Annotated in this window: 19 protein-coding genes and 1 tRNA gene; 10 read left to right on the forward strand and 10 right to left on the reverse strand. The window is 67.1% G+C overall.

The genetic code is table 11. The features are described 5' to 3' along the window. Positions 1-24 precede the first annotated feature (24 nt). Positions 25-897, forward strand: a complete 873-nt coding sequence (locus IEY36_RS27580) for a Tll0287-like domain-containing protein (protein WP_188973041.1) — start codon at positions 25-27, stop codon at positions 895-897. 22 nt (positions 898-919) lie between these two features. After that, the gene (locus IEY36_RS27585) at positions 920-2,077 is read left to right on the forward strand and encodes a serine/threonine-protein kinase (protein ID WP_188973043.1); all 1,158 of its coding nucleotides are present in this window, start codon (positions 920-922) and stop codon (positions 2,075-2,077) included. 52 nt (positions 2,078-2,129) lie between these two features. Here the strand turns inward: IEY36_RS27585 and IEY36_RS27590 are convergent, their stop codons facing one another. The 3 genes from IEY36_RS27590 to metF form a co-directional block, all read right to left on the reverse strand. Further along, entirely contained in the window at positions 2,130-2,387 is a 258-nt protein-coding gene (locus IEY36_RS27590) for a hypothetical protein (protein ID WP_188973045.1), read from the reverse strand. Between the two features lie 81 nt (positions 2,388-2,468). After that, the gene (locus IEY36_RS27595; protein WP_188973047.1) at positions 2,469-2,927 is read right to left on the reverse strand and encodes an RrF2 family transcriptional regulator; all 459 of its coding nucleotides are present in this window, start codon (positions 2,925-2,927) and stop codon (positions 2,469-2,471) included. A 340-nt stretch (positions 2,928-3,267) separates the two neighbouring features. Continuing rightward, entirely contained in the window at positions 3,268-4,125 is an 858-nt protein-coding gene (gene metF / locus IEY36_RS27600) for a methylenetetrahydrofolate reductase [NAD(P)H] (RefSeq protein ID WP_373290357.1), read from the reverse strand. 333 nt (positions 4,126-4,458) lie between these two features. Between metF and IEY36_RS27605 the strand changes: the two genes are divergently transcribed. From IEY36_RS27605 to IEY36_RS27615, 3 genes are all read left to right on the forward strand, one after another. Continuing rightward, complete coding sequence (locus IEY36_RS27605; RefSeq protein ID WP_188973051.1) at positions 4,459-5,283, forward strand: MlaA family lipoprotein; 825 nt, start codon at positions 4,459-4,461, stop codon at positions 5,281-5,283. Between the two features lie 35 nt (positions 5,284-5,318). Next, positions 5,319-5,951, forward strand: a complete 633-nt coding sequence (locus tag IEY36_RS27610) for an MlaC/ttg2D family ABC transporter substrate-binding protein (protein ID WP_188973053.1) — start codon at positions 5,319-5,321, stop codon at positions 5,949-5,951. Between the two features lie 210 nt (positions 5,952-6,161). Then, entirely contained in the window at positions 6,162-6,602 is a 441-nt protein-coding gene (locus IEY36_RS27615) for a hypothetical protein (protein WP_188973055.1), read from the forward strand. A 3-nt stretch (positions 6,603-6,605) separates the two neighbouring features. On the opposite strand, the gene IEY36_RS27620 is transcribed toward IEY36_RS27615, so the two are convergent. Next, positions 6,606-7,130, reverse strand: coding sequence for a GNAT family N-acetyltransferase (locus tag IEY36_RS27620; RefSeq protein ID WP_229681628.1), 525 nt, complete (start codon positions 7,128-7,130; stop codon positions 6,606-6,608). A 145-nt stretch (positions 7,131-7,275) separates the two neighbouring features. Further along, positions 7,276-8,955: an energy-dependent translational throttle protein EttA gene (gene ettA / locus IEY36_RS27625; RefSeq protein WP_188973057.1), complete on the reverse strand. Its 1,680-nt coding sequence runs from the start codon at positions 8,953-8,955 to the stop codon at positions 7,276-7,278. Positions 8,956-9,063: 108 nt separating this feature from the next. Here ettA and IEY36_RS27630 point away from each other — a divergent pair, with 108 nt between their 5' ends. Together IEY36_RS27630 and IEY36_RS27635 are read left to right on the forward strand one after the other, a co-directional pair. Further along, positions 9,064-9,513, forward strand: a complete 450-nt coding sequence (locus IEY36_RS27630) for a MarR family winged helix-turn-helix transcriptional regulator (RefSeq protein ID WP_188973059.1) — start codon at positions 9,064-9,066, stop codon at positions 9,511-9,513. A gap of 20 nt (positions 9,514-9,533) precedes the next feature. Further along, the gene (locus IEY36_RS27635; protein ID WP_188973074.1) at positions 9,534-10,832 is read left to right on the forward strand and encodes an MFS transporter; all 1,299 of its coding nucleotides are present in this window, start codon (positions 9,534-9,536) and stop codon (positions 10,830-10,832) included. Positions 10,833-11,009: 177 nt separating this feature from the next. Here the strand turns inward: IEY36_RS27635 and IEY36_RS27640 are convergent, their stop codons facing one another. The 3 genes from IEY36_RS27640 to IEY36_RS27650 form a co-directional block, all read right to left on the reverse strand. Further along, complete coding sequence (locus IEY36_RS27640) at positions 11,010-12,755, reverse strand: calcium-binding protein (RefSeq protein WP_188973077.1); 1,746 nt, start codon at positions 12,753-12,755, stop codon at positions 11,010-11,012. Between the two features lie 359 nt (positions 12,756-13,114). Further along, positions 13,115-13,187, reverse strand: a tRNA-Ile gene (locus IEY36_RS27645). Between the two features lie 300 nt (positions 13,188-13,487). Next, positions 13,488-14,738 carry a M20/M25/M40 family metallo-hydrolase gene (locus IEY36_RS27650; protein ID WP_188973079.1) on the reverse strand — a complete coding sequence of 417 codons (1,251 nt, stop codon included), beginning with the start codon at positions 14,736-14,738 and terminating at the stop codon, positions 13,488-13,490. A gap of 111 nt (positions 14,739-14,849) precedes the next feature. On the opposite strand from IEY36_RS27650, the gene ppa reads away from it, so the two are divergent. Then, positions 14,850-15,377 carry an inorganic diphosphatase gene (ppa, locus tag IEY36_RS27655; protein ID WP_188973081.1) on the forward strand — a complete coding sequence of 176 codons (528 nt, stop codon included), beginning with the start codon at positions 14,850-14,852 and terminating at the stop codon, positions 15,375-15,377. Between the two features lie 438 nt (positions 15,378-15,815). Here the strand turns inward: ppa and IEY36_RS31200 are convergent, their stop codons facing one another. Together IEY36_RS31200 and IEY36_RS27665 are read right to left on the reverse strand one after the other, a co-directional pair. Continuing rightward, the gene (locus IEY36_RS31200) at positions 15,816-16,028 is read right to left on the reverse strand and encodes a ribose-phosphate pyrophosphokinase-like domain-containing protein (protein WP_268238208.1); all 213 of its coding nucleotides are present in this window, start codon (positions 16,026-16,028) and stop codon (positions 15,816-15,818) included. A 582-nt stretch (positions 16,029-16,610) separates the two neighbouring features. Further along, a complete protein-coding gene (locus IEY36_RS27665) occupies positions 16,611-18,023 on the reverse strand; it encodes a S8 family serine peptidase (protein WP_188973083.1) in 1,413 nt (470 codons plus the stop codon). Between the two features lie 140 nt (positions 18,024-18,163). Between IEY36_RS27665 and IEY36_RS27670 the strand changes: the two genes are divergently transcribed. Together IEY36_RS27670 and IEY36_RS27675 are read left to right on the forward strand one after the other, a co-directional pair. Then, positions 18,164-19,948 (forward strand): adenylate/guanylate cyclase domain-containing protein, encoded by a 1,785-nt coding sequence (locus tag IEY36_RS27670; protein ID WP_188973085.1) that lies wholly within the window; start codon positions 18,164-18,166, stop codon positions 19,946-19,948. 37 nt (positions 19,949-19,985) lie between these two features. Next, complete coding sequence (locus tag IEY36_RS27675; protein ID WP_188973087.1) at positions 19,986-21,089, forward strand: phosphatase PAP2 family protein; 1,104 nt, start codon at positions 19,986-19,988, stop codon at positions 21,087-21,089. Positions 21,090-21,258 lie beyond the last annotated feature (169 nt).

Here is a 21,258-nt window from a genome sequence, read left to right on the forward strand (position 1 = left end):
CCCGTGTCGGCGCAAAACACAACCATGGGCATTCGCGCAAAACTGAACCTCGGCCTGCTGGCGGTTTTCGCGATCGCCTTCGCCGCCGCCTGGTTGATCCTCGACCGGCAATTCGTCGCCAGCGCGCGGCAGGACGTGTTGCAGAACGCACGCATCATGATGAGCGCGGCCAATGCCGTGCGGACCTACACGGCCCGCGAGGTGCTGCCCGCCGTGCAGCGGGACAATGAGGACTGGATCGCCCCGGTCACCGTGCCGTCCTACGCCGCGCAGACCAATTTCCGCACCATGCGCGCCGACCTGCCCGACTACACCTACAAGGAAGCGGCGCTGAACCCGACCAACCCGGCCGACCGCGCGCTGGATTGGGAAGCCGACTTCATCAACAGCTTCCGCAACACGCCGGGCCAGAGCGAACTGGTCGGCGAACGCGACACCCCCGCAGGCCCGACCCTGACCCTGGCGCGGCCGCTCACCATCCGCAGCGAAGCCTGCCTCACCTGCCACTCGACGCCCGACCGCGCCCCGGCGCGCATGGTCGCGGCCTATGGCTCGTCCAACGGCTTCGGCTGGCATATGAACGAGACGATCGGCGCGCAGCTCGTCTCGGTGCCGATGGCCGTCGCCCTGCGCACCGCCCAGACCAACCTCTACAGCGCCATGGCCATCCTGCTGGCGATCTTCGTCGGGCTGATGGTGGCGCTCAACCTGCTCATGTACTTCGTCGTCATCCGCCCCGTGGGCATGATGTCGCGCACCGCCACCGCGGTCAGCCTCGGCCAGTCGGATGCCGAGGAATTCCCCGCCACGGGCCGCGACGAGATCGCCGAACTGGGCCGCGCCTTCACCCGCATGCGCCGCAGCCTGGACCAGGCCGTGAAGATGCTGGGCGAGTGATGCAAAGGACCAGCGCAGCACCATGAGCGGAACCAGCGGCCTGCCTGCCGCCTTCGGACGCTACCGGCCGCTCGAGGAACTCGGCACCGGCGCCATGGGAAAGGTCTACCTCGCGATCGACCCGCTGATCGACCGCAAGGTGGCCGTGAAGGTGATCAGCGCGCAGGGCCTGTCCGAGGAAGACCGGGCGGCCTTCCTCGAACGCTTCCGCACCGAGGTCCGGGCCGCGGCGCTCTGCGCCCATCCGGCGATCGTCAGCGTCTATGACTTCGCCGATGACGGGCCGATGCCCTACATCGTCATGGAACTGGTGCCCGGCGACACGCTGACCGCCCTGTTGCGCCGCTCGCCGGCCGAACGTGCCGCGGCGGTGCCCGGCATGGTGCGCTCGATGATCGACGTGCTGTCCGGGCTGCACGCCGCCCATGCGGCCGGCGTCGTGCATCGCGACATCAAGCCGAGCAACATCATGATCACCCCGCAGGGGATGGTGAAGATCACCGATTTCGGCATCGCCCGCCTGGCCAGCTCCTCGCTCACCCTGGTCGGGGACATGATCGGCACGCCCGGCTACATGGCCCCCGAACAGGCGCTGGGGCAGACGGTGGACCACCGCACCGACCTCTTCGCCACCGCCGCCGTGCTGTACGAGATCCTGCACGGCCGCCCACCCTTCTCCGCCGGCACCATGGCCGCGACGCTGCTGCGGCTGACCAGCCCGGAACCGGCCGATGTCGGCGACCTGGCCGGCACTCTGATGGGCGGCGTGCTGGCCCGTGGCCTCGCGAAGGACCCGACGATGCGCTTCGCCTCGGCGGCCGAATTCGCCGAGGCCCTGGACCGCGCCCTGGCGCAGGAGGGCAACCCGGCGATCGACGCCACCCGCGTCCTGCCGCCGGCGGCGCGCGGGTCGACCTCGGCCTTCCCCCGCTTTGGCTCGTCGGTCGGATTCCCCGGCGCGGCGATGACCATGGCGCCGGCTGGCTTCAGCCTGCCCGCACCGGCCCAGGCCCGCATCGTCGAGACCGTGGCCTTCCTGGTCGGACCGATCGCCAAGGTGCTGGTGCAAAAGGCCGCCGCCAAATCGACCAGCGCGGAGGATTTCGTCACCCGCGTCTGCACGCATGTCGCGCCGGCGGAAGCGGCGGCGCTGCGGCGGAAGTTGCTCGCCCTTCTCTGATCCGGCCGCGCCAGACCGGGGCTGGCAGCAGCCGGCATCGCCAATATTCGGCTCAGGCCGATTCCGGACCCGGGGCCGCCGGTTGAGGTACGTCGCCACCGCCGAGCCAGCTCGGATCAACGGCGCTGCCACCCTGCGATGCGGCCAGGCCGGTCGGGCACCCGGCCCGCACTGTCACGTCGGCGACCTCGGCGCTGAGATAGCCCGGCCCCGAGCCGCCGGCCCGGTCCAGACCGAACGCGCGAAGAACAGCCGCGGCGGCATCGCGATTACGGACGTTCCATGCGTGGGAGTCGAAGAACCTCGTCATGGCAATCTCCATCGATGGCATCGGCCCCGGGATATCCGGAACATATAATTCCTATCGATTTAATGTAGATTAAATCAAGCGCTATTTCTTCCCGCAGCCGGCATCCGGCGGCCCGATCAGGTCGGCGACGCTCCGGGCATCGAGGATCGCCGCGGTCGCATCCCGCACTTCCCGCATCACGCGCCGCAGAGCGCAGGCCGCCGGATCCGGGCAATCCGTGCAGGGCCGATACGCGGTCAGGCTCGCGCAGGGGATCGGCGCCAAGGGGCCATCGAGGGCGCGGATCACCTCCGACAGACGGATATCCGCCGGCGCCATGGCCAGGACATAGCCGCCGGCCTTGCCGCGCAGGCTGTCGACAAAGCCGTGACGTCGCAGGTCGAGCAAGATGGTTTCGAGGAATTTCCGCGGGGCACGGGCGCGCTCGGCGATCGCCTGGATGGTCAGCGTCGGCCGCGCCGTCTGGGCGGCGCCTTCGCTTCCCGCCGCCGCCAGGACCCGCAGGGCCTGCAGCGCGTATTTCGCCTTCTGCGTGAGCATGTCGGATGCATAGGCGCCAGCGCGAGGCAAGCCAAGCGCAAGGCAGGCCCGGCACGGGGCGGGCCAGGGGGCGATGGCGGGCCCTTCCGGGCGCGGCTGCCTACGCGCGGCCCAGGCTTCCGCGGCGCCCGCAAATAGGATATATTTCTTTAAACGCGACGCCCGATCCGTTAGCGTCCTGCCCCTTGCAGAAGGCCTCCCATTATGCGCCACGCGCCCTGTCCGCCAATGCGAACCAATGGTCTTGCCGACAAGGCCCATGCTCGGCCGGCACCAGGACTTTGTCCGAATCGGGCAAGCTTCTTCCGCTTAAAATCCTAAAATGCTAAAGTGCCGCCCATCACCTCGCCGCCTTCGGCCGCACGCCCAGGATATGGGCGATGGCAAAGGTCAGGTCCGGCCGGTTCAGCGTATAGAAGTGGAATTCGTCCACCCCATTCGCCTGCAGCAGCCGCACCTGCTCGGCCGCGACCACGGCGGCGACCATGCGGCGGGTTTCGGCATCCTCGTCCAGCCCCTCGAAGAGCTGGCCCATCCAGCCAGGCACGGAGGCACCGCACATCGCCGAAAAGCGCTGCACCGAGGCGAAATTGGTCACCGGCATGATCCCCGGCACGATCGGCACGTTGATGCCGGCCGCCAGGCAGCGGTCGAGGAAGCGCAGATAGACCTCGGCATCGAAGAAATACTGGGTGATCGCCCGGGTCGCCCCGGCATCGATCTTGCGCTTCAGGAAGTCGAGATCGGCCTCGGCCGAAACGGCGGCAGGATGCACCTCCGGGTAGGCCCCCACGCTGATCTCGAAATTGCCGATCCGCTTCAGGCCGCGGACCAGGTCCTCCGCCTGGGCGTAGCCGCCCGGATGCGGCTCATACCGGTCCGCCCCGGCCGGCGGGTCGCCGCGTAGCGCGACGATATGGCGCACCCCGGCCTCCCAGTACCGGCGGGCGACGGCGTCCACCTCGTCCCGCGTCGCGCCGACGCAGGTCAGGTGCGCCGCCGGCGTCAGCGTCGTGTCGGAGACCAGCCGGGCCACCGTCGCATGGGTGCGCTCCTGGGTCGTCCCGCCGGCGCCATAGGTGACCGAGACGAAACGTGGTGCCAGCGGTTCCAGCCGACGGATGCAGGCCCAGAGTTGTTCCTCGAGCTTTTCGGTCCGCGGCGGGAAGAATTCGAAGGAAAGCCGCGGCGCGGGCATCGCGGATGGCGCGGGCAAGCCGGCCACCCGTGGGCCGGTGAGCCAACGGGCCAGGGTTCCGCTCAAGGCCTGGTTCATCATGCACTTTCCTCATTCGCTGGTGCCGGGCTGCGACCGGCGGTTCCTCTGGCGCGTCCCGCGCGGGCTGGCAACCCTTCGTCACACGGTTCGACGACGGGCGACAGGACGCGGAGGCGGTCCTGGTGTATGATGTTATCAATCGCTGCCGAGGCAATCTCTCGGCGGTAAGGGTGGAACGTGGCGACAACAACGCCATTTCGAACGGCACGAACTCTGGTTCCAAGGGCCCGCGAGACATTGTATTCCGCCGCTATGTTCCAAACACGATCCGGCCTGGCGCTCGCCACCATGCTTGCCGCGGTACTCCTGGCGGGCGGCTGCGCCACGCGCCCCGGGGAAGACGATCCCGAAGGCCTGGCGGAATTCCGCGAGAACAACGACGGCTTCGAGCCGACCAATCGTGCCTTGTTCGCGGCGCATGAGGCGGCCGACCGCAATGTGCTGCAACCGGTCGCCGAGGCGTATCGCGACGTGGTGCCGCAGGGCATCCGCATCGCGGTACGCAACATCCTGGGCAATCTCCGCGCCCCGGTCATCCTCGCCAACGACCTGTTGCAGGGCAACGTGACCCGTGCGCGCGAAACGCTGGGCCGGTTCATGGTGAATTCCACGATCGGTGTCGGTGGCATCATCGACGCGGCGGATTTCTGGGGCGTGCGCGGCCATTCCGAGGATTTCGGCCAGACCCTGGCGGTCTGGGGCGTCGGTGAAGGTCACTACATCTTCGTGCCACTGCTCGGGCCGTCCAATCCGCGTGACTTGGTCGGCCAAGGGGTGGATTTCGTCATCAATCCGCTGAGTTGGTTCGGCCAGGGCATCCTGGTGGATGCCGCCGGCTGGACCCAGTTGGGCCTGACCGTGGTCGACACGCGCGAGGCGCTGCTGGAACCGATCGACCAGGTCCGCGCCACCTCGCTCGACCCCTATTCCACGCTGCGGTCTGCCTATCGCCAGCGCCGCGGCTATGAAATCCGCAACGAAGAGGACCGTGGCCGCATTGTCGGCCCATCGGGCGTCACCGGCTTCGGCCAGGGTGTGACCCAGCCCGCAGCACCACCAGCGCGGAGTGAGCCATGACTCGGCAACCATTGGATCGGCCCCATATGAGCGCCATGAAAAGACGGCTCCTGCTTTCCACCCCCCTGGTCGCCGCCGGCCTCGTCGTCCTCCCGCGCCTCGGTCGGGCCGAGATCGACCCTGCCCGGGCCACCACCTTCATCCAGTCCGCCGGCAATGAACTGGTGACGGCCATCAACGACCCCCGACTCGACCTCCCTACCAGACGGGACCGCGTGGCCGCGACGCTGCGGCGGACCATCGATATTGAGGGGACCGGTCGCTTCATTCTCGGCCGCTATGTTCGCCAGGCCAGCCCGGCGGAACTCGCCGAGTATAATCGCCTGTTCGATGACATCATCGTTCGCAACCTGTCCGCCCGCTTCGGTGAATATCGCGGGGTCCGGTTCACCATGGGCCGCAGCCAGCAGCGGACCGAGGAAGACGTGCTGGTCAGCACCATCGTCGAGCGGCCCAATACGGCGGCCTTCTCGCTCGACTGGCGGGTCAGCGATGTGCACGGCCAGCCCCGCGTGGTGGATGTGATTGCCGAGGGGACCTCCCTGCGCCTGACAACGCGCAGCGAGTATTCGGCGGTGATCCAGCGCAATGGCGGGCGGGTCGCTTCCCTGCTTGAGGCCATGCGCAACCAGATCGCGCAATTGGCCGCACGCGAGGGCCGCGGCTGACAGCCGCCGGGAACGGCCGCGCCGCTCTGCCGAACATGACGGGGCGACGCGGTCACAAATCGGCGCCTGCGTCAGTGACACCCGAACGCCGCAGTGCCGGCTGGCAGGCGTCACGCTCTGCGCTGAGTCAAAGTGCTAGGCTGCATGATGCGAGATGTTGTCTCCTTGGTGTGCGGGGCCAGGACCCGATCCGTTGTGGGGAGCTCATCGATGCCGATGCTGGATCTGAAGCAATTGTTCAATGAGAAGGCCGCTGCTGCCGCGCGCCGCAAGGCCGAGGCGGATGAAGCCGAGGCACAGCACAAGGCGGAGCTGGCAGCCTTCTCGGAGCGCGCGCGGACTTATGAGATCACCGATGAGGACCGCGAGCGCGCCATCAAGCGCATTCGCATTGCTTTCGAGGCCGGTGAACGCGAGCTGATGCTGGTGAAGTTCCCGTCCCTGCTGTGCGAGGACGGCGCGCGTCGCATCAACAATCATCTAGAGGGCTGGCAGGACACGCTGCCGGGGGTCTATCGCAAGATCTACGACTGGTGGGAACGGGACCTGGCGCCCAGCGGCTTTACATTTTCGGCCCGCGTCATCGACTTCCCCGGCGGGGTGCCGGGGGATGTCGGGCTGTTCATCGGCTGGCCGCAGAGCCTCGACTGACCATCAGGCCAGGCTTTCGAACACCAGCATCGCCTCGCCCTTGTGGCGGAAGTCTCCGGCGGGCGTCATGCCGATATCCTGCATGACGGCGCGTGAGGCGTGGTTGGTGAAGCGCGCCACGGCGATGATGCGCTTCAGCCCCGCAGCGTGGCCGAAGGCAAGGGCGGCACGCGCGGCTTCGCGGGCGTAGCCCTTGCCCCGGCATTCCGGCCAGAGGGCGTAGCGCAGCGCGACGCCGCGCCCATCCGGTCTCTCCATGAAGCCGCAGATGCCCAGGAAATCGCCGCTGGTGCGTTCGAATACGCACCAGGTGCCGTAGCCGCGCACTTCCCAGAAGTCAGTGTCGTCTTCCAGCTCCTCGCGCGTGCGTTCGGCCGTGCGGACGCCATGCAGCATGATGCCGAAGACCCGGTCATCCCCCTTGAGGCGAGTGAGATCCGGCAGGTTCTCCTTACCTGGTGGGATCATCATCAGCCGTTCGGTCGTGACGATCCTGTTCGACCGCAACGCCTGCATGGCAGCACTCATCTGTGGCCTCCGCCGAGGGGGCATGGCAGCCGCGCCGGGCCTGCCCTGGTGACAGACAGATACAGGAAGGGGTTCCGGTCCCAATGGTGTTGCGGCGCAACGCCATTGGGTGCCCGGTGCGGGAGAGTTGCCTCCCCCGCCTCCTTCACCGTGCGAGTGGCTTGTACTTGATCCGATGAGGGTCGGTTGCCGCGTCGCCGAGTCGACGTCGCTTGTCCTCTTCGTAGCTTTCGAAATTCCCCTCGAACCACTCGACGTGGCTGTCCCCCTCGAAGGCGAGGATGTGCGTCGCGAGGCGGTCGAGGAAGAAGCGATCGTGCGAGATGATGACCGCGCAGCCGGCGAACTCCATCAGTGCGTTTTCCAGTGCGCGCAGGGTTTCGACGTCGAGGTCGTTGGTCGGTTCGTCGAGCAGGAGCACGTTGTGCTCCTTCTTCAGCATCTTCGCGAGGTGGACACGGTTGCGCTCACCGCCCGAGAGCGAGCCCACCCGCTTCTGCTGGTCGCCGCCCTTGAAGTTGAAGGCCGCGACATAGGCGCGCGAGGGGACCGAACGCTTGCCGATGGTGATCATGTCGTCGCCACCGGAGATTTCCTGCCAGACCGACTTGCTGTCGTCGAGCGTGTCGCGGCTCTGGTCGACATAGCCGAGCTCGACGGACTCGCCGACGGTCAGGGTACCGGCGTCGGGCGTCTCGCGCCCCATGATCATCTTGAACAGCGTGGTCTTGCCCGCACCGTTCGGCCCGATCACGCCGACGATGCCGCCGGGCGGCAGCTTGAAGGACAGGTTGTCGATCAGCAGCCGGTCGCCATAGCCCTTCGAGATGCCATCGGCGACGATGACGGTATTGCCGAGGCGCGGGGCCGGCGGGATGGCGATCTCGGTCGGGTCGGGCGCCTTGTCCTGGCTGGCGCGCAGCAGGTCCTCATAGGCCGCGATACGCGCCTTCGACTTTGCCTGGCGGGCGGAAGGCGACCGCCCGATCCAGTCGCGTTCCTCGGCGAGCTGACGCTGGCGGGTGCTTTCCTCGCGTTCCTCCTGCGACAGGCGCTTGCGCTTCTGTTCGAGGTAGGTGGAGTAGTTGCCTTCGTAGGGAATGCCGCGGCCGCGATCGACCTCGAGGATCCAGGAGGTGACGTTGTCGAGGAAGTAGCGGTCGTGGGTCACGATCAGCACCGTGCCCGTGTAGGCCTTCAGCGTCTGCTCCAGCCACGACACGCTCTCGGCATCGAGATGGTTGGTCGGTTCGTCGAGCAGCAGCATGTCCGGCTTCTCGAGCAGCAGCCGGCACAGCGCGACACGCCGGCGCTCGCCACCCGACAGGTTGGTCACCGCCGCATCCGGCGGCGGGCAGCGCAGCGCGTCGAGCGCGATCTCGACCTGGCGGTCGATCTCCCAGCCATTGGCGGCGTCGATCTTTTCCTGCAGGTCGGCCTGCTCGGCGAGCAGGGTGTTCATCTCGTCTTCCGACATCTCCTCGGCGAATTTCTCGGAGATCTCGTTGAATCGCGCCATGTGGCCGTTCAGCTCGGCGAAGGCGAGACGGACATTCTCGCCCACCGTCAGGTTCGGATCGAGCTCGGGCTCCTGGGAAAGGTAGCCGACGCGCACGCCCTCGGCGGCCCAGGCCTCGCCGCCGTATTCCTTGTCCTGCCCCGCCATGATGCGCATCAGCGTCGACTTGCCGGCGCCGTTCGGGCCGAGCACGCCGATCTTCACCCCCGGCAGGAAGGACAGGGTGATGCCTTTGAAGATCTCACGCCCGCCCGGATAGGACTTGGTGAGGTCTTTCATGACGTAGACGTACTGGTAGGCGGCCATGGGGCGGGGAACCTGTGACGGAGGGGGTTGCCCCGGGTTCTACGTCCATGGGCCCGGCACGCCAAGGTTGGGCTTGAATTGCGTGTATATACGCCTATTTTGCGCAGCATGACGTCGTCACCCCCGCCCCGCGCCGATCGCTGCAGCTGCGCCGGGCTGCGCAAGGCGACACGCCATCTGACCCAGCACTACGACCAGCATCTGGCGCCGACGGGGCTGAACATCGGGCAATACTCGCTGCTCGCCAATCTGGCGCGGCGCAGCCCCATCGCCCCCGGCGCCTTCGCCGCGCTGATGGCGATGGACCGCACGACCATGGGCCGCAATCTCCAGCCGCTCGAACGGGAGGGGCTCGTCGCGGTCGCCGTCGACCCGGCCGACCGCCGCAGTCGGCTGGTCTCGCTAACCGCCGCGGGCCAGGCGCGGCTGGACGTGGCCCGCCCGCTCTGGGCCGCGGCGCAGACGGCCTTCGAGGACCGTTTCGGCGCGGCGCAGGCCGCCACGCTGCGCGGCCTGCTCGCCACGCTCATCGCCACCGATCTCGCCACCGCGCACTGACGCCGGACAGGACCAACGCCATGCTCTCCGCGCCCCTCAACGCTGCCCTGGCCCGTCGTGGCATCCATTACGCCTGGGTGATGGTCGCCATCACCTTCCTGGTCGCGGTGTCCTCGGCCGGTGCGCTCGGCGTGCTCGGTGCCATGCTGCTGCCAGTGCAGCGCGAATTCGGCTGGGAGACCTCGGCCATCTCCGGCGCGCTGGCGCTGCGACTGCTGCTGTTCGGACTGATGGCGCCCTTTGCCGCCGCCATGTTGCAGCGCTATGGGCTGCGCCGCGTGGTGGCCCTCGCCCTGACCATGGTCGTCGCGGGCTGCCTGCTGTCGATGACAATGACGGCGGTCTGGCAGATCTGGTTCTACTGGGGCGTGGTGACCGGCATCGGCACCGGCATGACAGCACTGGTGCTCGGCGCGACGGTGGCGAACCGCTGGTTCGCGCAACGGCGCGGCCTGGTGATCGGGCTGCTGACGGCGGCGAACGCCACCGGGCAGCTCGTGCTGCTGCCGCTCGGCGCCTGGCTGGCGCAGGAACATGGCTGGCGCGTCGCGATCGTGCCGGGCCTCGGCGCCTGCGCGCTCGCCGCCGTGCTGATGGTGCTGTTCGGCCGCGACCATCCCTCCGACCTCGGCCTGCCCGCCTATGGCGAGACGACGGTCACACCGCCGACGCCACCCACCGGCAATCCGGTGCGCAATGCCTTCGCAGTGCTCGCCGAGGCGTCACGCACGCGCGTTTTCTGGATCCTGTTCGCGACCTTCCTGATCTGCGGACTGTCGACCAACGGATTGCTGCAGACGCATTTCATCCCGTTCTGCGTCGATTTCGGCATGGCCGAGGTGCAGGCGGCTTCGGTGCTGGCGATGATGGGAGTGTTCGATTTCGTCGGCACCATCGCCTCCGGCTGGCTCTCGGACCGCTACGACAACCGCAAGCTGCTGTTCTGGTATTACGGCCTGCGCGGGTTGTCGCTGCTGTGGCTGCCGTCGAGCACCTTCACGCTCTATGGCCTGTCCATTTTCGCGATCTTCTACGGGCTGGACTGGATCGCCACGGTGCCGCCGACGGTACGCCTCGCCGGCCAGGCCTTTGGGCGGGAAAAGGCGCCGATGGTGTTCGGCTGGGTGTTCACCGCGCATCAATTGGGCGCCGCGATCGCGGCGCTGGGCGCGGGACTGAGCCGCGATGCGCTCGCCTCCTACCTGCCGGCCTTCTACCTGGCGGGTGCGGCGTGTCTGGTTGCGGCGGTGCTGGCGCTTGGGGCTCGGCCGCGGCGTGCGGCCTCGACGGCAGCGGCGGCAGCGGCGGCAGCGGCCTGATACCAACGGCCGAATGCTTCGACCGCTGGTATCTGCCTCAACAGGCCCTCAGACTTGGAATGTCGGCGGGCCACATCCGCGGCCTCGGCACGGTTCGGAACCTCGTGCCGCTCGTATGAGCACTCCGCGTGAACGCAGGATACATCGCCGGCTGTGGGCCGGCGATGCGTCACGGGCTCAGAGGATGAAGTCGGCCGCTGTCAGGACCACACTGCCGGTCAGCGCGATCGAGAAATCGCTGGTGGCAAGGTTTGCATCGGTATTACCGAACACGAAGGTGTTTCCGCCGATGACCTGCGTACGGACCTGACCGGCAGCGGAGAAGGCAGCGCCGCCGATGAAGGCGAAGTCCTGACTGCCTGCCAGCACGGCATTGGCATCGATGATCGACAGGTCGATCCGGTCAAGCTGTGCGTGGCTGAAGTCGACGATGCGGTCACGCACCTGCCCCGGCGCGCCGCTTTCCGTGGCGGCGAGGAAGCGGAAGATGTCGGCGCCGGCACCGCCGCGCAGAACGTCAACGCCGGCACCGCCGATTAGCGTGTCGTTGCCGATATCACCGAGCAGATTGTCGTTGCCGGCGCCGCCCGACAACATGTCATTGCCCCAGCGCCCCCACAACAGATTGGCCTGCGCGTCGCCGACCAGGATGTCGTTGAAGTTCCCGCCCGCAAGACCCTCGATGCCGGTGAACTCATCGCCGGCGGCGTGGCTGCCAGAGGCATCGCCGGCTGCCAGGTTCACGCTCACCGCGCCTGAACCGAAATAGTCGAGCAGGTCGTGGCTGCCAGCCCCGCCATCGATCACATCGGCGCCGAGCCCGCCGCGCAGCACATCGTCGCCGCCGCCGCCATCCAGGCTGTCGAGGCCTGCATCACCCTGCAGCACATCCCGGCCCGTGCCGCCGAGCAGCGTGTCGTTGCCGTCGCCAGCCAGCACCACGCCATTCAGGATATGCCCGTCGGTCCCGTCATACAGGTCGTTGCCCGCGCCGAGGCTGATGGTGCCGCTGATGCTGCCTGAATTCGTGACAATGTCGGACAGCGCACTGCCAAGCACGGCGCGGCCGAGGCCGCCCGCCCCGCTCGTCGCGATCAGGCCCGTGTTCACCAGCGTGCCGCCCGCATCCCCAGCCGCCCCGAAGGCGAGGAAGCCGACCCCGGTGAAGCCGGAGATGTGGCCGTCATTCTCGAGCAGCGCGCCGGACGCGCCAAGTAACACGCCATAGGAGCCCGCACTGGTTCCGCCCAGGATCGTGCCTTCATTGATCACGCTCGCCGGATCGGCCGTGCCGTATTGGCTGACATTGACGTGGATGCCGTCGATCTCGCCGGAGATCAGGCCGGTGTTCGAGATGCAGACGTCGGTAGACAACGCAAAGATGCCCGATGTGCCGCCATGGATCTCGCCGCTGTTCACGATCGAGCCGCCATACAGCCGCACGCCATCAGTGCCGCCGGCGATCATGCCGGCATTGCGCAGGGACATGTCGTAGCCACTCGTGGACACGCCGGCGGTGGCACCGTTGATATCGCCGCTGTTGATGATCGATCCGCTGCTCAGCTGGACACCGTAGTTGCCGGACACGGTGCCGGCGTTGTCCACGGTGCTGCCGGTTCCAAGAGACAGGGCCGCAATGGCACCATGAACGCTGCCCGATTCCCCGATATGGACGGCAGCGGAATAGGTCTGATTGAGTGTAGCGATCGCATAGCTGTTCACAGCAGGCGCATAGACGGCCCCGTCGACCAACACCGTGACATGCGCGCCCTGAATCGCGACGCCGAAAGCTGCTATATTTGACGCGACGAGGGTCCCTTCGTGGGTGACAATTATGCTATCGCCCGTATTTAATGTGTATGGCGTACCACCTAGACTGGAAAACGAAGAAACTGAATATATTTTCACTATATTAAACTCCAAAATACGACGAATTGCCGTATCAACGCATGCATATTAATACAAATATCTGATTTTTTATATAAAAAAAAATTGTAATTTCTAATTATTCTGTGCGATTTTTCGTCGAAAAAATTCAACAATTGAATCTTGTGCGGCAAATTCAGCAACTCTCTACAACATACAGCGGCCATACGTTGTCAGATAAAATACTAAACCCACGCACGTCTGTATCGTTCGTCACAGTGTTGATGCAGGTTCTTATTTTGACTCGGGTGGAATCACTTGCTGCGCCAGTCGTGGGCGGTTGGGCAGCCCGCCGTCGCGCCGAGGCACGTCCGGGCCGGTACCCGCCAACGTCGCAACCGGCGGAGGCAGTGCGATGGGCCCGGCAGGACTCGAACCTGCAACCAAACCGTTATGAGCGGTCCGCTCTGACCATTGAGCTACAGGCCCTCGCAAACCTTGATTGCCCGGACCAGCGACGAAAATCAAACGCCCGCCAGGGCAGCGGGTGTACCAGCATCAGGACCTTGTTGCCCAACACCGGCATAAAGGCCCCGAAGCCACACCGCCTGATCGGCATCGAAACTGCCAGTGGCCAAATCTCATCGCAATGGCTTCGAGGCAGGCCAGGCGGCGAGCGTCGGCAGCAGGCGGGTAGCGTTACAGGCTGTCGAGGCTCGGATCACCCCTCGCCGCAGTCCCACCCGGTCGAGGTCGAACGGCGCCTGCGCCGCATCGGTGGCGAGGCGATCAGGACGTGAGGAAATCGAAGGCGGCGAGGGCATGGACGCGGGTGACGGCTTCCAACTCGGCAATGTCCGCCCATTCATCGGCGCCGCCCATATTGTGCGGAGTCGGGCCGTAGACGACGGTCGGCAGCCCGGCCATGCGGAACCACCGGGCGTCAGACCCGCCGACGCGCATGTTCACCGCAACCGTGCCGCCAAGTACCTCCTCGGCTGCGGCATGGGTCAGGCGAACGATGGCGGCGTCGGGGTCGGTGGGGTTCGGCTCAAACCGGCGGAGCAGTCGCCAGGTGATGCCGGGTAGGGCATCCAGCCCGACCGCGAGCGCGGCTTCGGCGTCGGCGCAACTCAGTCCGACCGGCAGGCGGATATCGCAGGCCGCCGTTGCCGAGGCCGGCACCAGGTTGGGCGCAGTGCCACCCTCGATGCGACCGATATTCACCGTCACGCTGCCGAGTACCCTGGCCTCGCCCGCCCCCGCCAGCGGTTCGCTGATCGGTTGCGCGGCGGCGATCGCGGCCGTCACCGACGGCGGCGCAGCGACCGGCAGGTCACGTAGCGCCGCCACGGCATCGAGCGCCACCCGCAGACGGTCGATGGCGTTCTCGCCGAGATGCACATGGGCGCCATGGGCTGGGGTGCCGGAGGCTGAAACCTCGATCCACAGGAAGCCCTTCTCGCCGAACCGCAGCACGCGCGGGCTGCCGGCATCGCCGATGATCACCGCGCCGGCTTGTGCCAATCCTGGGACGTGGTCGAGCAGCCACTTTGTTCCCAGCGGACCCATGCTCTCCTCGTCGCCGGCGAGCGTCAGCAGCGCCTCGCCCCGCCAGGCGCCCCGATGGCGCGCCAGCAGCGCGAAGGCGAGCATGGAGGCCGCCATGCCGCCCTTCATGTCGGCCGCTCCGCGGCCATACAGGCGCCCGTCGCGCACCTCCCCGCGCAGCGGGTCCACCGTCCAGGGCAGCGCATCGTTGACCGGATAGGTGTCGAGATGGCCATTGAAGGCGAGCAGCCGGCCTGGTGCGGCACCGGCGATTCGAGCGACAAGATTGGTGACCTCGGGCGAGGTGTCATGCAGCGTAACGGTCGCCTCGGGGGCGATCTCGCGCAGCAGCGCGGCTGCTTCGGCGGCGCAGGCGCGCACATCGCCGGGCGGGTTGGGCGACGGGACGGCCATCAGCCGGCGGGTGAGGGCTACCACCTCCGGCGCGCGGGCGGCGGCGTCGGCGGCAAATGAGGTACGGTTCGACATGGGGGGAGCGTCGCTGCCGCAGCCCCGCTGCGCAAGCCGTGCTGCACTGCGATTGGCCGCGCCGCGCCACTCTGCTACCAGCCGCACCGAGACCTTCCGGAGATCAATTCCATGCGTATCGATGCCATCGCGATCGGCAAGAACCCGCCTGAGGACGTGAACGTCATCATCGAGGTTCCGGTCGGCGGCGAGCCCATCAAATATGAGATGGACAAGGAGGCTGGCACGCTGTTCGTCGACCGGTTCCTCTATACGCCGATGCGCTACCCGGGAAATTACGGCTTCGTGCCGCATACGCTGTCGGAAGACGGTGACCCGATCGATGTGCTGGTGGCCAATACTCGCCCCATCATCCCTGGCGCCGTCATCAATGTTCGCCCCGTTGGCGTGCTGCGCATGGAGGATGACGGCGGCGGGGATGAGAAGATCATCGCGGTGCCGTCGGCGAAGCTGACGCAGCGCTACGCCCATGTGCAGAACCACACCGACTTGCCGCAGATCACGCTGGCTCAGATCCAGCACTTCTTCGAGCACTACAAGGACCTTGAGCCAGGCAAGTGGGTGAAGGTGCTGGGCTGGGGTGGGGCCGATGAAGCTCGCCGGCTGATCATGGAGGCGGTTGAGCGGGCGAAGAAGTAGCGGGCCGCGCGTTCCGCCTCCAAATCCGAATGGCCCGAGCGGACGTGTTTGGCGCACGCCGCAGTCCAGATGGCATTTTGGATATCAAAGCGGTCGAAGCACTGATTCATGGTGTCTTGTGCCCGAGTACGGGTCCTTTGATCGGGACAAGTTGGGCGATTCCAGGAACCCAGCAGCTTTGGTGGTAGGCCGGGTCGGGGTTGCTGGTACGGCATAACGCTACGCGCGTGGCCGTCCGACGGGGCGGCGACGCGGGTCGGGACAGCGGTGCGGATCTTCGCGCAGATTTGCATGCGCTGGCCTGCCGCTGAGCCAGACGAGGCGGCGTATGTTGTCAGGCGAGGTGCGCGAGGCCGATCCTTACCTTGGCGATGTCGATGATGCGCATCACCAAATGCCGGCACCGGACCATCCGCACCGCAGGATCGGCGCTACGCGTCAACCTATGGCCTCAAGCAGTTGCGCCACATAGCGCGACGTGACGGGATCGCGCGGCTTGGTCCGGCGATCCTTGCGTGCATAGGCGATGTAGGGAACGACCGCTGTGAGCCGCGCGGCGCCGCCCGCTGCTGCCCAATCGCCGCGTCCGTAAGCGGTACGCTGCGACGGAACATGCCCACTGAAAAGGCGGGATGAGCGCTCGGTAGCGATGCTCGAGGGCTATACCCGTCTATCCCGATGCAGCCCTAGCCGGCGCAACCTTGGGGGTAGACATGGGGGCAACGAACCAGGCCGACCGATTTTCTGTCTGTAAATCCACGCATTGGCTTGGCGCACTGGAGGAGGGAATGCAATCAGGTTCGAACCGTCTCCGGTTCCTCACGGACCAGCCCGATCGTCTTGGCGTCCGACACCGGCTCGTACAGCGCGAGACGCGCGAAGGTACGAAAGAAAGCTGGTCGCGCAACCAATACTCGGTTGGCACCGCGGCGCCTAGCGCGCCAAGGTCGCCCTCGCCCGTAAGCTCGCCGGCTTCCTGCATCACTGGTGGGTCATCGACGGCGCTTTCGAGATCGGCCCCTTCCTCGTATCAGACCGCCTCTCATGGTTGCCGCCGAGCAGACCATGGACAAGAAAGTCGATCCGCATCGCAGACGACCCCGCGTGACCTCCCGCCGCCCAAGGCCAAAAGGTGTCCACGTATGCGGGTCAGCCCCTGGGCGACGAACGCGTGGAGGCGAGACTGTCGGACATCGAAATCCGTACGAGACTGTACGTCAGCAGGTGGGGCCGTTACCGCAGCGCTGCGTCAAGGTCGAGGATGCCGTAGCCGAAGCGCAAGTCGTAGGGTGTCTGCGCCATGGTCGGCGGCTGTCGTGCCCTGTCCCGCAGGCGTTTCCGGAGTGCGTGCGGCGGCATGCTTCGAAGCGGCGAGCCTTGGCTCCGCAGCGCCGCCACGGCGCCCGCCGCGACACCGCATGCCGCCGAGGTACCCGATGAAATCCAGGCCGCATCGGTGGGCTCGCAGAAGTGGCTCGGCGCGCAAAGATCAGGCTTCTCGACCACAGACCCGGGGGCCGTCGCGAAACCCGGCTGCCCCGGTCCCTGGGAGGAGTAGCCGATCCAGATTCCGTCCGCCCGCGCCGCCCCAATCGTGAGGATGTGAGGCGAGGAATTCCCGCCCAGAATGCTCTGGCCGGGACCGATATCGCCCGGACCGCAGCGCGGATGCGGGGCGAATTGCCCGCCATTGCCGGCTGCGAACACTTGGTCGCGGTCGTTGTCGAGGACGCGGAACAGCAGGTTCAGGATGTGGTTGGGATCGCCCGTGTAGCTGTCCGCCGGCACCTCCAGGCGCCTGTCGTAGATGCCCCAGGGATGGCAGAAGACCCAGGGTCCCGGAAATGCGAAGCCCAGCCACAGCCGGATCTCGGCCTCGATCCAGATCAGGGCCGCGGCCGCGTAATCGGCGAAGGGCACCACGTCGTTGATCCTGGGCGGGCGTACCGGCGCATCCCAGAGGCGCGCCTGCGGCGCGAGCGAGATCGCGTTGAGCGCCACCATCGTGCCGTGTCCATCGGGCGCCGCCTGGCCTGGCAGGTTGGGCGCGGCATTGGGCGGGTAGGTCCCCCAGCCGTCGATGTAGTTGACAACCTGCGCCGCGCGACGGCGCAAGGCCGCGAGACTGAACCCCTCGTCCACCACCACGAGGTTCACCCCCTGGCCCAGCAGATTGCGGCTGCGCGTCGCGTCCGCGCGGATCAGCGCCTCGGCGGCAGGGCGGGTGTGGAAGGTCCCGGGCCGATCACCGTTCGGCACCCAGTGGTCGAAGGCTTCGAAGGCGGCCTGCGCGCCGACCCGCAGCCCGGCATCGCGAAGTGATGTCATATAGCCGCTCGTGCGTTCCGCGGGGATCTCGACCACACAGATGAGGCCAGCCAGCGCGGCCTGGATGGCCGCATCCGATGGCCGCTCCACTCCCGGCTCCGGAGGCTGCTGCGCCGCTGACGGGAGCGTCACGCGGCCGATCCGGAAGGCAGGCAGCCCGACAACCTGGTCCTTGGAGATGACCAGGCTCGTCATGCCGTTCATCCGTCTCGCGATGAGATCCGTGTTCTCGTCGAGGAATGCCTGACGCATCTCCGGCTCGTTCGGAAGCTCGACGATGACCTGCGCCCGGCCATGCGACGTCCCGCTGCCTGACATTCGGCCCTCCTAGCGCGGCGTGCCTGCAGTCTGCCGCCCAACGACGGCTGGTGCAAAGCGGAATTGCTCCGTCAGCCGTTCATTTGTTGCAGCACGCCAACGGAAATGACACCCTACGCACTCGCGAGGACCATTGAGCCATGGCCCCCAATCTGCTCATGCATGTCGCGACCGATGGTCCGCTGCGGCGGCGATTGGCTGCCGTTGCCTTCGCGGACATCGTTGGCTGGTCGACGCTGACTTCGGTCGACGAATCCGCTGCCGTGTCGCGCTGGATGACGCTGTTCCGCACGACCGTGGCGCCCACCGCGGAGCGGCTCGGCGGCCGCATCGTGGACGTGCAGGGCGACGGAGTTCTCGCAGAGTTTCCCGATATCGAAGCCGCGCTCGAATGGGCGCGGGCTCTGCATGCGGCGGCAGAGGCCGAGGCGCAAGGCGTGGGCACCATGCCGCCGATCGCGTTCCGCATTGCGCTGCACCTCGGTCCGGTGATCGAGGATGGCGAGCGCATCCTCGGGGATGCGGTGAACCTTGCCGCGCGGCTGCAGGAGTTCGGCACGCCAGGTGGCACCCTGCTTTCCGCAGAAGCAGCGGGGATGCTCCCAGCGGATGCGCTCGCGGGCGCACGCGATCTCGGCGAATTGCCGCTGCGCAACCTGTCGCGCAGCGTTCGGGCCATTTCATTGGACCCGGTGCGGAGCGTGCCGGTGCCGCTCGCGCCGCCACCCTCCACGCTGCCCTCCGTCGCCGTGCTGCCGCTCATCAATCTGGGTGGCGACCCACGCGACGACTATCTCGCTGCCGGGCTCGTCGAGGATGTCGCGGCGATGCTCGCGGGCCTGCACGAGCTCTTCGTCATCGCGCCCGAGACCACGCGCATGTTTGCCGGCTACACGCCGCCACCGCAGCGGGTCGGGCGCACCTTGGGCGTGCAGTTCGCCATGTCTGGCACGATGTTGCGTGCGCGTGGCGGGCTTGCCGTTTCCGTCCGGCTCGTCGACACGCGGAGCGGCGAGGAACTCTGGGGCGAGCGGATGGACGCGCCCGAGCGCGAGATCCTAGAGATGCAGGACCACCTCGCAGCGCGCATCGTCGCCGGCATCGCACCGGGGATTCAGGCGGCCGCGCTGCGCGAGGCGATGCGCAAGCGGCCCGATAACCTCACCGCCTACGACCACATGCTGCGGGGGATCCACGCCTTCGGCTCGGAGGATCGCGAGGCGTTCCTCGGCGCACGCGAGCAACTGCAGCGGGCGATGGACCTTGACCCGGCCTTCGCGCTGCCACGGGCCTGGGCCGCCTACTGGCACAACATCCATATCGCGAGAGGGATGTCCTCCGACCGCGTCGCGGAGGCCGCGAAGCTGTTCGCGCTCGGGGAAGAGGCGCTGACGCTCGACTGGCGCTGCTCGCTCGCGCTCAGCGTCATAGGGCACAACCTCTCCTTCCTGCGCCGCGACTACGAAACTGCGCTGGAGCATTTCGAACTGGCGCTCGACGCGTCACCCGGGAACGCCACCGCCTGGACCTTCTCCAGCGCGACGCGTGCCTATCTTGGCCGCGGCAAGGAAGCGGTGGAGCACGCCGAACGCGGCATTCGACTGTCGCCGTACGGACCGCTGCGCTTCTACCGGCAGCTCTTCCTGGGCATCGCGCAGTACGTGAACGGCAACCTGGCCGCGGCCGAGAAGGCATGCCGTACCTCCATCGGCAGCAACCCAAGGCACGCGCCCGCCCTGCGGATGCTGGCGGCGGTGCTCGGCGGCCTCGGCCGGCGGGACGAGGCGGAGGAGGTGGGACGGCATCTGCTGAGGGTGGAGCCGGATTTCCGGCTGGGCGTCTACGCCCGCGATCGCGCCCCCTTCGCCGGCGAGCATCGGGTGCGCTTCGTGCGCGACCTGGCAGCAGCCGGGCTACCCGAATGACAGCAGGACAGATCGGCATCGAGCGGAGGAGGCTGGGATGAGCGCTTCTGGGGGATTTGGCGGCGTCGGTGGTGTCGGCGGAGTGGGTGGCGTGGGCGGCGTCGGTGGCGTCGGGGGGGTGGGCGGCGTGTCATTCGCGCTGGATCTCTTGGGGCCGAGCGGTGCGCTGTTCCGCCCCACCGGCGTCGTACCCACCCGCCAGACGCTGCAGGGCCTGCCGCCGGGCGCGCCGCTGATCTACCAGAGCGAACGCTGGCCGCCGACCGTGAACGTCTCCTGGAATCGGCTGCCCACCGCGGATTTCCGGGACGAGGACTGGGCGCCCGACCACTGGGTCATGTTCATGCTGGCCGAGTTTTCTAGGGTGAACGCCAATTGGACTGCCACCATGCTTAATACCGCGATGAACGGACCGGACGACTATCCCCGCGCGAACGCGGCCATCGACCGCGAGTTGCAGGAACTGCGCGCCCTCACCGAATACCGCGCTGCCGCGCTGGACGAGGCGCTGCAGCAGCGGTGGGGAATCATCAGCTACCTCCGCGCAGTCGCCAACTTCTCGCCCACCTCTCATCGCAATACGTTCCTGCTCGTCTATTCGACGCAGCTAATCGGCAGCATGGTGGCGATGCACTACAAGCGCATCTTCAAGCGCGCGCGGCCCTCGCGCCTCGACCCGGCGCTGTTGCCGCCCATCGAGGTGCCGGGCCACGCATCCTACCCGAGCGCGCATGGCGCGGAGGCAATGCTGATCGCGCTGGTGCTCGAACAGGTGCTGCCGGCAGAAATCACCGAGGACAGTGGTGGTGTGAGCGCTCCGGATGCAGGCCCGCTTCGCAACCTCGCGCGGCGCACCGGACGCAACCGCGAGGTGCTTGGCGTCCACTACCCCAGCGACACGCTCTGCGGACAGAAGATGGCGGCACGCATGCTGCCGCTCATCCTCGCCTGCCCCACGGTCAGCGGCACGCCGGCGCCCGCCAACAATCCGGTAAACAACAAGCCAGTGAACTTCGCCGGTACTACGGTGCCACAGACGGCCGTCGGGCTGGACGGCAACAACACCGAGGCCGTCAACGGAGGTGGCACGGACTTCTACGCGAACGGGCTGCTCGCCAAGTCCAGGCAGGAATGGATTTAGCCCACCAACACACGCCGGCGCAGCGCGCCTTGAACGCGCGCCGCAGCCGACGGTGGCTCAGTCGCGGCCTCTGAAGACGATCTCCGACTTCCCCGGATCACCATCGGACACCTCGCCGATCTGGTCACCGTCGGCCACCATGTGCCCTGCCCAGGCATCGCCGAGCGGG

The organism is Neoroseomonas lacus (assembly GCF_014644535.1).
GTDB lineage: Bacteria > Pseudomonadota > Alphaproteobacteria > Acetobacterales > Acetobacteraceae > Neoroseomonas > Neoroseomonas lacus.